The sequence below is a fragment of the Streptomyces sp. NBC_01410 genome (assembly GCF_045040195.1).
Classification (GTDB): Bacteria; Actinomycetota; Actinomycetes; order Streptomycetales; family Streptomycetaceae; genus Streptomyces.
In genome coordinates this window covers 6,128,753-6,140,984 of sequence record NZ_CP109530.1, presented here as the reverse complement: position 1 = coordinate 6,140,984, position 12,232 = coordinate 6,128,753, and the positions used below count along the sequence as shown (strand labels likewise).

12 protein-coding genes are annotated in these 12,232 nt (G+C 70.8%); 1 reads left to right on the top strand and 11 read right to left on the bottom strand.

Annotated elements, in window-relative coordinates:
• Positions 1–5: 5 nt before the first annotated feature.
• The 8 genes from rnc to OG741_RS28330 form a co-directional block, all read right to left on the bottom strand.
• The gene (gene rnc / locus OG741_RS28365) at positions 6–905 is read right to left on the bottom strand and encodes a ribonuclease III (RefSeq protein WP_405602539.1); all 900 of its coding nucleotides are present in this window, start codon (positions 903–905) and stop codon (positions 6–8) included.
• Between the two features lie 19 nt (positions 906–924).
• On the bottom strand, positions 925–1,098 hold the full coding sequence (rpmF, locus tag OG741_RS28360) for a 50S ribosomal protein L32 (RefSeq protein WP_026165248.1): 174 nt from the start codon (positions 1,096–1,098) through the stop codon (positions 925–927).
• Positions 1,099–1,100: 2 nt separating this feature from the next.
• Positions 1,101–1,739, bottom strand: coding sequence for a YceD family protein (locus tag OG741_RS28355; protein ID WP_405605815.1), 639 nt, complete (start codon positions 1,737–1,739; stop codon positions 1,101–1,103).
• A gap of 149 nt (positions 1,740–1,888) precedes the next feature.
• Positions 1,889–2,947: an ATP synthase F0 subunit B gene (locus tag OG741_RS28350; RefSeq protein ID WP_405602536.1), complete on the bottom strand. Its 1,059-nt coding sequence runs from the start codon at positions 2,945–2,947 to the stop codon at positions 1,889–1,891.
• A gap of 98 nt (positions 2,948–3,045) precedes the next feature.
• Positions 3,046–3,525: a pantetheine-phosphate adenylyltransferase gene (gene coaD, locus OG741_RS28345; protein WP_324979675.1), complete on the bottom strand. Its 480-nt coding sequence runs from the start codon at positions 3,523–3,525 to the stop codon at positions 3,046–3,048.
• A gap of 26 nt (positions 3,526–3,551) precedes the next feature.
• Positions 3,552–4,136 (bottom strand): 16S rRNA (guanine(966)-N(2))-methyltransferase RsmD, encoded by a 585-nt coding sequence (rsmD, locus tag OG741_RS28340; protein WP_142213436.1) that lies wholly within the window; start codon positions 4,134–4,136, stop codon positions 3,552–3,554.
• A 195-nt stretch (positions 4,137–4,331) separates the two neighbouring features.
• Positions 4,332–5,627 carry an RNA polymerase sigma factor gene (locus tag OG741_RS28335; protein ID WP_405602533.1) on the bottom strand — a complete coding sequence of 432 codons (1,296 nt, stop codon included), beginning with the start codon at positions 5,625–5,627 and terminating at the stop codon, positions 4,332–4,334.
• Between the two features lie 12 nt (positions 5,628–5,639).
• A complete protein-coding gene (locus tag OG741_RS28330; RefSeq protein ID WP_405602532.1) occupies positions 5,640–5,987 on the bottom strand; it encodes a YciI family protein in 348 nt (115 codons plus the stop codon).
• 187 nt (positions 5,988–6,174) lie between these two features.
• Between OG741_RS28330 and OG741_RS28325 the strand changes: the two genes are divergently transcribed.
• On the top strand, positions 6,175–7,668 hold the full coding sequence (locus OG741_RS28325) for an MFS transporter (RefSeq protein WP_405602530.1): 1,494 nt from the start codon (positions 6,175–6,177) through the stop codon (positions 7,666–7,668).
• 59 nt (positions 7,669–7,727) lie between these two features.
• On the opposite strand, the gene OG741_RS28320 is transcribed toward OG741_RS28325, so the two are convergent.
• The 3 genes from OG741_RS28320 to OG741_RS28310 form a co-directional block, all read right to left on the bottom strand.
• A complete protein-coding gene (locus OG741_RS28320; protein WP_405602528.1) occupies positions 7,728–8,099 on the bottom strand; it encodes a nuclear transport factor 2 family protein in 372 nt (123 codons plus the stop codon).
• 70 nt (positions 8,100–8,169) lie between these two features.
• Positions 8,170–10,356: an ATP-dependent DNA helicase RecG gene (gene recG, locus OG741_RS28315; RefSeq protein WP_405602526.1), complete on the bottom strand. Its 2,187-nt coding sequence runs from the start codon at positions 10,354–10,356 to the stop codon at positions 8,170–8,172.
• A 107-nt stretch (positions 10,357–10,463) separates the two neighbouring features.
• The gene (locus OG741_RS28310; RefSeq protein WP_405602523.1) at positions 10,464–12,065 is read right to left on the bottom strand and encodes a DAK2 domain-containing protein; all 1,602 of its coding nucleotides are present in this window, start codon (positions 12,063–12,065) and stop codon (positions 10,464–10,466) included.
• Positions 12,066–12,232: the final 167 nt, after the last annotated feature.

The following is a 12,232-nucleotide window of genomic DNA, read 5'->3' as shown; positions in this document are numbered from 1 at the left end:
TGGACTCAGGCCGAGGCCCGGTCCCCGGATTCCGAGGCCGAAGGGGCGGCGGCCCCTTCGTCATCAGCAGCGGTCGCTTCGGCTTCCGCGTCGGCCAGAGCCTCCGCCTCGGCCCGGGCCTTGGCCCCGGCCTCCGCTTCGGCCTTCGCCGCAGTCGCGCGCTCGTCCGCGGCGGCACGGATCTCCCGCCATGCGGAGTCCGCCGCCTGCTGCTCCGCTTCCTTCTTGCTGCGGCCGGTGCCGGTGCCGTACGAGACACCACCGACGCGGGCGGCAGCAGTGAAGGTCTTCTCGTGGTCCGGGCCGGTCTCGGTGACGAGATACTCCGGAACTCCGAGCCCCTCGGCGGCGGTGAGCTCCTGGAGACTGGTCTTCCAGTCCAGGCCCGCGCCCAGGTTCGAGGACTTCTCGATCAGCGGGTCGAAGAGCCGGTGCACCAGCTCCGAGGCCGCTTCGAGGCCCTGGTCGAGATAGACCGCACCGATCACCGCTTCAAGGGTGTCGGCGAGGATGGACGCCTTGTCCCGGCCTCCCGTGCCCTCTTCGCCCCGGCCGAGCCGGATGAAGAGGCCGAGTTCGAGGCCGCGGCCGACCTCCGCCAGCGCACGAGAATTGACCACCGCGGCCCGCAGTTTGGCCAGCTGGCCTTCGGGCAGGTCGGGGTGGGTGCGGTACAGCGTGTCCGTGACCACCAGGCCGAGCACCGAATCCCCGAGGAATTCGAGACGCTCGTTGGTGGGCAGACCGCCGTTCTCGTACGCGTACGAACGGTGGGTCAACGCACGCACCAGAAGGGCGGACTCGAGGTGATACCCGAGCCGCCCTTCCAGAAGCGTGTGGGACGAGGCTGCGTTGGCTGTGTTTACTGCGTCTGCCTGCTTCTTGGCATTGGACAGCTCAGACATCGGGCCTCTCACCAGCCGCTCAGACCTCGAGGACCTGGCGCTTGTTGTAGGTGCCGCAGCTCGGGCACGCGATGTGCTGCTGCTTCGGCTCCTGGCAACGCTCACACGAAACCAGGGTGGGGACCGCAGCCTTCCACTGCGACCGGCGGTGGCGCGTGTTGCTGCGCGACATCTTCCGCTTCGGAACAGCCACGGCTACTTCTCCTGCTTCTCGTCGACGCCCGCTTCGGCGCCGCCCATGTTGTCCTTCTCGCCGTCCTGAATGGTCTCGGCGAGTCCCTGCAGTGCCGCCCAACGAATGTCGACGGCGTCATGGTGGTGGTCCGGGTTCTCGTCCAGCCTGATCCCGCATTGGGGACACAGACCGGCACAGGTCTCCCGGCACACCGGCTGCATCGGCAGTGCGAGCACCACCGCATCACGCAGCACGGGCTCGAGGTCGAACATGCCGTCCTCGAGAAAGAGCACGTCCTCGTCCTCGGCGTCGTCGACCGGCTCCGCAGTGCGACTGCGGCCCCGGTCATCGGCGTCGGGGTACGAAAACATCTCCTGGAAGTCCGCCGCGACCTCTTGGCTCAGCGGCTCCAGACACCTTACGCACTCCCCTTCGGCCGATGCACGGGCGGTGCCTGTGACAAGCACACCTTCCATGACCGACTCCAGACGGAGGTCGAGCTTCACGGGTGCGCCTTCCGGCACACCGATGACCCCTGCGATACCGAAGTCCTTGGGGGCATCGACCGAGCGGGTCAGCCGCTGGAGGGCACCAGGACGCCGCCCCAGCTCGTGTGTGTCGAACACGAGGGGGTTGCGGTGGTCGAGGCGCGTGCTCAGGGTTTTTCCTGCTTTCGGATCGTGAGGAAGGGCCGTCCCGGGCTTCTCGGTGCGAAGCGGGCAGCCGTGATCGCGGAGCTGCGCGCGACCGAAGAGCCAGGATACTGGACGGGCCGCCGTAGACCCAATCCGCGCCTCCCGGCAGCCGTTCAGCGCCCCTGCTCGTACCGGCGCAGCTGCTCCAGGTCGATCATGCTGGTGTCGAACAGGCTGGTCTCGTCGAGGGCGGCGCCCTGCTGCTGGACCTGCTGCTGCGGCTGGTGCTGGGCCTGCTGCTGGTAGGCGTACGGGTCCTGCTGGGCGTACTGCTGCTGGTCGTAGCCCTGCTGCTGGTAGGCGGCGTACGGGTCGGCCTGATAGCCGGCGTACGCCTCCTGCGGCTGGTAGGCGTACGGGTCCTGCTGGGCCGGGATCTGGGGCTGCTGTTCGGCCACCGGCTGGTACTGGTGCTGGGGCTGAGCCTGGGGCTGCGGCTGCGGCTCGGGCAGTTCCGCGAGCCCGGCCAGATAGTCGGCGTCACTGGCGTGCTGCTGGGTGCCCGCCGCGTCCTGGGCGGCCATGTGCTCGCCGAGGGCGTCGCTGGTGGTACGGCCGTGCAGCTTCTGGCGGCCGCGGCCGACCGCGTCGAGAGTCTTGGAGAGCACGGCCTCGAAGGCGCCCAGCTTGGTGTCCACGTACGCGTCGGCACGCTGGATCAGGGTCTGCGGGTCAGCGCTGTACTCGGGGGCGTCCTCGTCGGCGAAGCCCTGCTCGTCCAGGCCGGGGCCACGGCCCAGCAGCTTCTCGCGGCCGCGGTCGACCGAGCCGATGGTCTTGGTGAGGACGACCTCGAAGTTGGCGAGCTTGGAGTCGACGTAGTCGTCAGCCTCGGCACGGATCTCCTCTGCCTCCCGGCGGGCCTCCGCGAGGATGCGGTCGGCCTCGTCCTGGGACTGGCGGGCGACCTGGGTGTCCGCGATCAGCGAACCCCGCTCGGCGTGGGCGGTCTCGATGATCCGCTCGGCCTCCTGGCGGGCCTGCTCGACCATCTGCTCACGGCCGCCGATCAGCTCCTGGGCCTGGGCCAGGGAGCCCGGCAGGGCCTGACGGACCTCTTCGAGCATGGCGAGCAGCTCGGCGCGGTTGACCACGCAGGAGGCCGACATGGGCATGGACCGGGCGTTGCCGACCGCCTCGACGATCTCGTCGAGCTTCTTCTGGACGTCCACCGTGGGTTCGCCACTCTCTAGAACTGATGGGAGACGGACGGGACGACTGTACGGGCAGTCGGCGCCCGCCCGACACCGGGTGACGGACTGTCAGTTCGTCACTTCTGGGCGAGGCGCCGGGTCAGGGCCTCGTGAACAACCGGAGGCAGCAGGTGGGAGACGTCGCCGCCCCAGGCCGCGACCTCCTTGACGAGGCTGGAGGACAGGAAGCTGTAGGTGGGGTTGGTCGGGACGAAGAGGGTTTCGACACCCGTGAGCCCGTTGTTCATCTGGGCCATCTGCAGCTCGTAGTCGAAGTCGCTGACCGCGCGCAGTCCCTTGACGATGGCCGGGATGTCGCGCTCCTTGCAGAAGTCGACAAGGAGGCCGTGGTGGGACTCCACGACGACGTTCCCGTACTCGCTGGTGACCTGGCGGATCATCTCCATCCGCTCTTCGACCGTGAACAGCCCCTGCTTGGACTGGTTGATCATCACCGCGACATGTACGACGTCGTACAGCTTGGAGGCGCGGGCAATGATGTCGAGGTGCCCATTGGTGATGGGGTCGAATGACCCCGGACAGACTGCGCGGCGCAACTGAAGTCCCTCGCTCTCCGAACCGGTCATCGTGCGTCTTCGCACGTAGAGGCGGCGCGACCGTACCAAAGCGTGCCCTCGCCGTAGCGACGGGCCCGCAGTGGCTCGAAGCCCTGCGGCCAGACGAATTCGCCGCCTCTGGTGCTGCGCTCCACGGTGGCGAGAGCATCGTCCGCGAGCCAGCCCTGGCGACGGAGTGTGAGCAGAATCTCCCGAAGATCGTCATCGGTGACGGCGTACGGAGGGTCGAGGAAAACGACGTCGTACGGGAGCTCGGGCGCCGGGCCTGTCACGATCTGTTCCGCTTTGCCGGTACGGACCTCGGCACCGGGCAGTCCGAGCGCCCGGACGTTCTCCCGGACGATGCGGGCTGCGCGGTTGTCCGCCTCGACGAGGAGGGCGTGGGACGCGCCCCGGGACAGTGCCTCCAGGCCGACGGCGCCGGAGCCCGCGTACAGGTCGGCGACACGGATGCCGCCGAGCGTGCCGAGGAGGGACTCCCAGCTGGAGAAGAGCCCCTCGCGAGCACGGTCGGATGTGGGGCGGGTGCCGGTGCCGGGCGGGACGGCGATACGGCGCCCGCCGGCCGCGCCGGCGATCACGCGGGTCATCTGAGTCTGGGTCCTTCGAGACGGAGGCGGATGAGGCTGAGGATGCGGCTGAGCGGATGCGCTTAGCTGTGGTGCCGAGCTGTGGTGCCGAGCTGTGGTGCCGAGCTGTGGTGCCGAGCGGATGCGCTGACCGGATGTGCTTAAACGATAGGCCGTCGCACGGGTTCGGTCCGCTCAGGTTCGGACCACTCCGTATCAGTCCGCGCTGCCCAGCTGCTCCAGGCGACCCGCCAGGAAGTCGCTCTCGACGGCGTTCTCCGTGAGCAGGAGCGCCTCCTCGTACGCCGATCTCGCCTCCGCGGTGCGGCCGAGCCTGCGCAGGAAGTCGGCGCGGGCCGCGGCCAGATAGCCGTACCCCGCCAGCTGGGGCTCCGCGGACAGCGCGTCGACCGCGGCGAGCCCGGCTGCGGGGCCGCCCGCGAAGCCCACCGCCACGGCCCGGTTGAGGGCCACCACCGGCGACGGCCAGATCTGCACCAGCAGGTCGTAGAGCGCCACCACCTCCCGCCAGTCGGTCTCCTCCCAGCTCGGCGCCTCGGCGTGGACCGCGGCGATGGCCGCCATGAGCGCGAAGCGCCCCGGAGGTCTGCGGCGCAGGGCCTCGCGCACCAGCGCGATCCCTTCCCCGATCGCCGCGCGGTCCCATTGCGTACGGTCCTGCTCGGCGAGCAGCAGCAGCCGCCCGTCGTCGCCCGCGCGGGTGTCGCGGCGCGCGTCGGTCAGCAGGATCAGGGCCAGCAGTCCGGCGACGCCCGCGTCGTCGGGCAGCAGCGTGCGCAGCATCCTGGCGAGGTCGAGCGCCCGTTCCACGAGGTCACGGCGGACGAGGTCGGCGCCTGCCGGAGCGGTGTGCCCGGTGGTGTAGAGCAGATGCACCACGGTGAGTACCGCTTCGATACGGGCGGGCAGTTCGTCGGCGGGCGGCACCCGGTAGGGGATCCGCGCGGCGGCGATCTTCTTCTTCGCCCGGGTGATCCGGGCGGCCATCGCGGGCTCGCCGACCAGGAAGGCGCGTGCCACCTCCGCGGTCGTCAGGCCGCACAGCAGCCGCAGTGTGAGGGCGACCTTCGCCTCTTCGGCGAGCGCGGGGTGGCAGCAGGTGAAGATCAGCCGCAGCCGGTCGTCGGGGAACTCCTCCGGCCCGTCCCCGTCCACCACAGCCTCCGGTTCCGCGAAGGGATCGCCCGAGAGGTCCAGGAGCTGCGGCAGCGACCTGCGCAGGGTCGCGTCCCGCCGGAGCACGTCCAGCGCCCGGTTGCGGGCGGTCGTGGTCAGCCAGGCGCCGGGGCGGCGCGGGATGCCGCGCTCGCCCCATACCGTCAGCGCCTTGGCGTACGCGTCCTGCACGCACTCCTCCGCCAGGTCGAGGTCGTGCGTCAGGCGCGCTGTCGCGGCGAGCACGAAGGCCCACTCGCGGCGGTGCGCGTCCGCGACAGCGGCGGCGACCGCGGGGTCCGTGCGGACCCCGCCGGCCGCGCCGTCTCTGGCCACCGGGGGCTCCCGTCAGTCGAAGATCTGCACGGGCCGTACCTCGATACCGCCGAAGGCCATCGGGCACTGCTTGGCCACGGCGATGGCTTCGTCCAGGTCGGCGGCTTCCACGAGGTAGTAGCCGCCGAGCGCCTCCTTCGTCTCGGCGAACGGTCCGTCCGTGACGGCCAGGGCGCCCGAGTCGTCCGTGCGGACGCAGGTGGCCGTGGCGGTCGGGTGCAGGGCGTTGCTGCCGAGGATGGCTCCGACGTTGGCCTCCTGGAAGGCGCGGTGCTCCTTCAGGGTCCGGTCCCACACCTCCTGCGGGGCATCCGCCCAGGCCTGCTCGTCGTGGTAGATCAGGATCAGGTACTGCGCCATGGCGCGATCCCTTCTCGCTCGTGGGCCCGCCGCTCGGGCCTTCTGTTGATGCCGACGTACGGCACCCGCCCGGATCGACAGCCTCTCCCCAGCAATTTTCCTGCGGTCTGTGTCGATTCGCCCCCTTCCCGCCCGTCGGGGAGGTGAGACGGAATCCGAGACAACGATCCGCAAGGAGCGGAGAGCCATGCCGCAGGAAAACGTGCCGTACGAAACCACCCCCCGCGTCCCCGCCGCAGTCGGCCCCCACAAGGGATGGACCTTGGTCCTGGCCTCCTTCGGGCTGTTCATGGTCGCCCTCGACACCCTGGTCGTGGCCACCGCGCTGCCCGTGCTGCGCGTCGACCTTGACGCGAAACTCACCGACCTCGAATGGACGGTCAACGCCTACAACCTGAGCTTTGCCTGCCTGCTGCTGACCGGGGCCGCGCTCGGCGACCGCTTCGGCAGGCGGCGTATGTACGCCATCGGGCTCTTCGCCTTCGCCGTCGCCTCGGCCGGGGCGGCCCTCTCGACCTCCGTCGGAGCACTGATCGCGGCCCGCGCGGTGCAGGGCGGAGCCGCCGCGATCGTAATGCCCCTGACGCTCACCCTGATCAGCCAGGCCTTCCCGGCCGAGAAGCGTGGGATGGCCATCGGGCTCTGGGGCGGCATCGCCGGCACGGCGGTCGCCATGGGACCTGTCGTCGGCGGAGCCATCACCAACGGTCTCGACTGGCAGTGGATCTTCTGGCTCAACGTCCCGATCGGTCTTGTCCTGGTCCCGCTCGCGCTGCGCCGGCTGACCGAGAGCTTCGGCCCGAGGCCCCGCCTCGACCTGCTGGGACTCGCTCTGGCCGGAGCGGGCTTCCTCGGCCTGACCTGGGGGCTGGTGCGCGCGAACACGGTCGGCTGGGCCAGTGCCGAAGTGATCTCCTCACTGCTGGCCGGGGCGGCGCTCGTCGCCTGCTTCGTCGCCTGGCAGCGGCGGGTCCGCAACCCGATGGTTCCCCTCGGCCTGTTCCGGCTGCGCGGCTTCGCCACGGCCAACGGCGTCAGCTTCTTCATGTACGCCTCGCTCTTCGGCGCGCTGTTCCTGATGTCGCAGTTCCTGCAGATCGGGCTCGGCAACTCGCCCCTCGCGGCCGGGCTGTGGATCCTCCCCTGGACCGCGACGCCCATGCTGATCGCGCCCGTGGCGGGCACCCTGGCCGACCGCTGGGGCAACCGCCCCTTCATGGCCGCCGGACTGGCGCTGCAGGCGATCGGACTCGGGTGGGTCGCCGCGATCGCCGACCCCGGTATGGGTTACGCGGAGCTGAGCGCCGCCCTCACGGTGGCCGGCGTCGGGACGTCGATGTGCTTCCCGACCGTGGCCAACGCGGTGATGGGCTCCGTGCCGCAGCAGGAGGCCGGAGTCGCCTCGGGGACGAACAGCGCGGTCCGTGAACTCGGCGGCGTCTTCGGTATCGCCGTCCTCGCGGCCGTCTTCACCGGCCCGGCCGTCTACGGATCACCCGACGCGTTCGTGGACGCCTTCAAACCGGCCCTGTGGGTAGGAGCGGGTCTGGCGGCGGTCGGCATCGCCTCGGCGCTGCTCGCACCCCGGCACGAGGAGCCGCATTCGGTCGAGGCGCCGGGCGCTGCCGCCCGCGCCGCCGACCCCCAGGCCGTGCCTCAGATGGTGCGGACCGACTCGTAGGAACTCTGCGGCGCTCGCAGGCACCGGGCCGCGTGAACCTGCCGCAGCCGAACCCGGGTTCAGCCGTTCTGCGCGAACCCCGCGGCGCGAATCGTCACGGTGTCGTGGATCTGGCGGATCCGGGTGATCCGGCCGGCGGCGACGGTGAAGTGTTCCGCCACACGCAGCGTTCCCAGCCCCTGGACATCCATGTCGTAGAGCAGCATCGCTTCGTCTTCTCCGTAGAGCGCCGAGAGCAGTGCCACGCGAGTGGCGAGTCCGCCGAAGGCAGCGAGGGCCGCGGCGAACGACTCGGTCGTGGGGTAGTCGTTGACAGGCACCTCGACCTTGAGGCCGGGGGAAAGCAGGCCGACCGCGGTCTCGAAGTCCCCACGGGTCCAGGCATCGTGATAGGCGCGCACTACCGAGCGGGGGTCAGTGCCGGAGTCCATGGCGGCACACTCCTTTCCGGTACGCCGTCTTCCACTCGCCACCTTCCCACCGGAGACACTTTCCCGCAGGTCAGCCCTTGTCGAGGTACTGCTCCCGCTCGGTGTCGAGCAGCGCGTCCAGCGCCGTACGCAGCTCCGGCTGGTGCTGGAGCTCCGGATCCGCGGAGACGATCGCGACGGCCTCCTCCCGTGCCGCCGCGATGATCTCCTCGTCGTCGATGACGGTGAGCATCCGCAGCGAGGAGCGGACGCCGGACTGGGCCTGGCCCAGCACATCGCCCTCTCGGCGCTGTTCGAGGTCGATACGGGAGAGCTCGAAGCCGTCGAGCGTGGCGGCGACCGCGCCCAGCCGGGCACGGGCGGGGGCGGCCTCGGGCATCTCGGTGACGAGCAAGCACAGCCCGGGGGCCGAGCCACGGCCGACCCGGCCGCGCAGCTGGTGCAGCTGCGAGACTCCGAACCGGTCCGCGTCCATGATCACCATCGCGGTGGCGTTGGGGACATTGACACCGACCTCGATGACGGTGGTGGCGACCAGGACATCGACAGCGCCCGCGGCGAAGCGGCGCATGACGTCGTCCTTGTCGTCGGGCTGCATCCGGCCGTGCAGGACCTCCACCCGCAGGCCCTTCAGCGGGCCCGCCGCGAGCTGTCCGGCGATCTCGATCACGGCCAGCGGCGGGCGCTTCTCGGCCTCGTCCTCCGCGGACTTCTTCCTCGGCTCGTCCTCGCCGTCACCGATGCGGGGACACACCACATAGGCCTGATGTCCGCTCTCCACTTCCTCGCGCACACGCTCCCAGGTGCGCGCGAGGAAGTGCGGCTTGTCCTGGGCGGGGACCACATGGCTGGCGATCGGCGAGCGCCCGGCCGGCAGCTGGTCCAGGACCGAGGTCTCCAGATCGCCGAAGACCGTCATCGCGACCGTTCGCGGAATGGGGGTCGCGGTCATGACCAGCAGATGCGGCGGCTGCTTGCCCTTGGAACGCAGGGCGTCGCGCTGCTCCACGCCGAAGCGGTGCTGCTCGTCGACGACGACCAGCCCCAGATCGTGGAACTGCACCTTGTCCTCGATCAGCGCATGCGTGCCGATCACGATCCCGGCCTCACCGGTCACCAGATCGAGCAGTGCCTGCCTGCGCGCGGCCGCGCCCATCGAGCCGGTCAGCAGCACGACCTTGGTGGCGTGCTCGGCGCCGCCGAGCATCCCTCCCTCCGCGAGCTCGCCCATCATCTCCGTGATCGAGCGGTGGTGCTGCTGGGCAAGGACTTCGGTGGGCGCGAGCATGGCCGCCTGACCGCCCGCGTCGACGACGGCGAGCATCGCCCGCAGGGCCACCATGGTCTTGCCCGAGCCGACCTCGCCCTGGAGCAGGCGGTGCATCGGATGCTCGGTCGCGAGGTCGTCGAAGATCTCCTTGGTGACCTTCTGCTGGCCGTCGGTCAGGGTGAAGGGCAGCTTGGCGTCGAAGGCGTCGAGCATCCCGTCCGGCCGCGGTGTGCGGGCCACCGCGGGCAGTTGGGTGTCGGCGTACCGGCGGCGGGCGAGGGCGACCTGGAGGACGAAGGCCTCGTCCCACTTCAGGCGGTCACGTGCGACCGCGATGTCCGCCTTGGTGTGCGGCCGGTGGATCTTCAGCAGGGCCTCGGGGAGCGGGACGAGGTCGCGTCCTTCGCGCAGTGCGTCCGGCAGGGGGTCGACGGCCTCGCCGGCCCTGGGCAGTGCCGCGTCGACCGCCTTGGCGATCTTCCAGGACTCCAGTTTCGTGGTGGCCGGGTAGATCGGGATGAGGGCTCCGGCCCAGGAGTCGACGGCCTCGTCGCTGTCTCCGTGGAGCAGTTCGTACGCGGGGTGGGCGAGCTGCAGCTTGCGGTTGAAGACCGACACCTTGCCGGCGAACATCGCGCGGGTGCCCGGCAGAAGATCCTTGTGTGGCTTGTGAACGCCCTTGCCGAAGAAGACCAGTTGCAGCTGACCGCTGCCGTCCGTGATGACGACCTCCAGCCGCTGGCCCCGGCCCTTCGAGCCGCTGAAGGTGAGCACGCGGGCGCTCGCCACCTGGGCGACCACGGTGACGTGCTCGTCCAGCGGCAGGTCGGACAGGTGCGTGAGCTCGCCCCGCTCCGCGTACCTGCGCGGGTAATGGTGCAGCAGATCACCGAGGGTGTGCAGGTCCAGATGCTCGGCCATCACCTTCGCGGTGGCGGCTCCGAGCGTCTTCTTCAGGGGTTCGTCGAGCGCGGACACGCGATCCATTGCACACCACAGCACTGACAGACGTCGCGCACCTGTGGATAACCGCTGGTCACATCGGTGCCGCGAGTCGGGCATCGGCATCGCGGTCCGTCGGGCGGCCCGTCCCCCTACTCCACCCCGATGAGCAGTGGTGACGCCCCCCGGCCGCCCAGGTAGACCACCGTGTCCACCGCCAAGTGGCCTTCCCTGACGTGCCGTTCCAGGCGCTCCGCCACCGCGTCGCCCTCCGGTACGTCCTCGCCCAGGATCAGCGTCACCAGTTCGCCGCCCGCCGCCAGCATCCGGTCCAGGACCGCCTCCGCCGTGCCCGGCAGGTCCGCGCCGATCACCGCCACGTCGCCGTCGATCAGACCGAGGACATCACCGGCCTGGCACACGCCCGCCGTCGTCCACGACTGCCGTTCTGCGACGGCCAGTTCGGCGTAGCGGGTCGCGCCCGCGGCCGCTGTCATCGCGACGACGTCCTCGTCGAAGCGGCGGTCCGGTTCGTGGACGGCGAGCGCCGCGATGCCCTGGACCGCCGCGCGGGTGGGGATGAGGGCGACCCGTACGCCCTCCGTACGGGCCTGTTCCGCGGCCGCCGCCGCGGTGTGCCGCAGCTCCGCGGAATTCGGCAGCAGAACCACCTCACGGGCATGCGCGCGCCGGATCGCCTCGACCAGTTCGCCGCTGGCCGGCGGCTCCCCCGGACGCGCGAGCACCGTCGTCGCGCCCGCCTCGGCGCACAGGTCCGCCAGGCCCTCCCCGGGGACGACCACGACGACCGCCCGCTGCACCTGCTCGCGCGACGTACCCGCGGCGCTGTCGAAGTGGGTGATCCGGATCCGGTACGGCCGCCCGGCCTCGACGCCCGCCTCGACCGCCGCGCCCGCGTCATCGACGTGCACATGCACGTTCCACAGCCCGTCGCCGCCGACGACGACCAGCGAGTCACCGAGCCCGTCCAGCCGGGTCCGCAGCCGGGCCACGGCCGCGTCGTCGGCCTCCAGGAGGTAGATCACCTCGAACGCCGGCCCTCCGTCCGCGCACGGTTCGCCGCCTTCCGCCGCGACGGCGGCAGCTACCGGGGGGTGTACATGCGTGGGACCGGGCGCGGAAGGAGCCTCCCCCGTCACCGCCTGCACGAGCGCCCCCAGCACCGCCAGCAGCCCGCGACCGCCCGCGTCCACGACCCCCGCGCGGTCCAGCACAGCAAGCTGTCCCGGCGTCGCGTCCAGCGCGGCCCGGGCCCCCTCGTACGCGGCGCGCACGGGGTCGTCCGGTGAGGCCTCGGCCGCGTCCGCCGCCGCCGCCGCGACCGTGAGGATCGTGCCTTCGACGGGATGCGCGACCGCCTCGCGCGCCAGCCCGGCGGCTCTGCGCAGCGCGTCGGCGAGGTGGTCTCCGGCACCGAGCCGTTCCGCCATGCCCCGCAGCAGCTGCGCCAGGATCGTCCCGGAGTTGCCCCGGGCGCCTATCAGCGCGCCGTGGGCCATCGCCCGGACCACATCGGCGGGCGCGGGCGCCGAGCGTTCGGTCTCGTGCGCGGAGAAGACCGCCTCCACTGCCTGGGCCGCGGACTCGACGGTCAGATACAGGTTCGTTCCGGTGTCCCCGTCCGCGACCGGGTAGACGTTGATCGCGTCGATCTCCTCGCGCTCCCGGCCCAGCGCTTCCAGTGCCAGTGAGCACCAGGTGCGTACCGCTGCGGCGTCGAGGGTCTGCGGCACCTGGTGATCCTCCTTGAACGGCCGGAAGGGCCCTGAGCAGCGGGTTGCACCGCAGGGTAGACCCCTGGCGGGAGCGGGGTCCGGGGCGGGGGCGGGAGAAGCCATGGTAGTTTCGTATCTCGGACGCAGTCGTTGTATGCTGCTCCGGTTGCCCGATGAGAGTCGGG

Coding starts and splice junctions, on each gene's coding strand:
- rsmD (WP_142213436.1), bottom strand. CDS start 4,136: ATGACCCGCGTGATCGCCGGCGCGGCCGGCGGGCGCCGTATCGCCGTC.
- OG741_RS28330 (WP_405602532.1), bottom strand. CDS start 5,987: ATGGCGCAGTACCTGATCCTGATCTACCACGACGAGCAGGCCTGGGCG.
- OG741_RS28320 (WP_405602528.1), bottom strand. CDS start 8,099: ATGGACTCCGGCACTGACCCCCGCTCGGTAGTGCGCGCCTATCACGAT.
- rnc (WP_405602539.1), bottom strand. CDS start 905: ATGTCTGAGCTGTCCAATGCCAAGAAGCAGGCAGACGCAGTAAACACA.
- OG741_RS28325 (WP_405602530.1), top strand. CDS start 6,175: ATGCCGCAGGAAAACGTGCCGTACGAAACCACCCCCCGCGTCCCCGCC.
- recG (WP_405602526.1), bottom strand. CDS start 10,356: ATGGATCGCGTGTCCGCGCTCGACGAACCCCTGAAGAAGACGCTCGGA.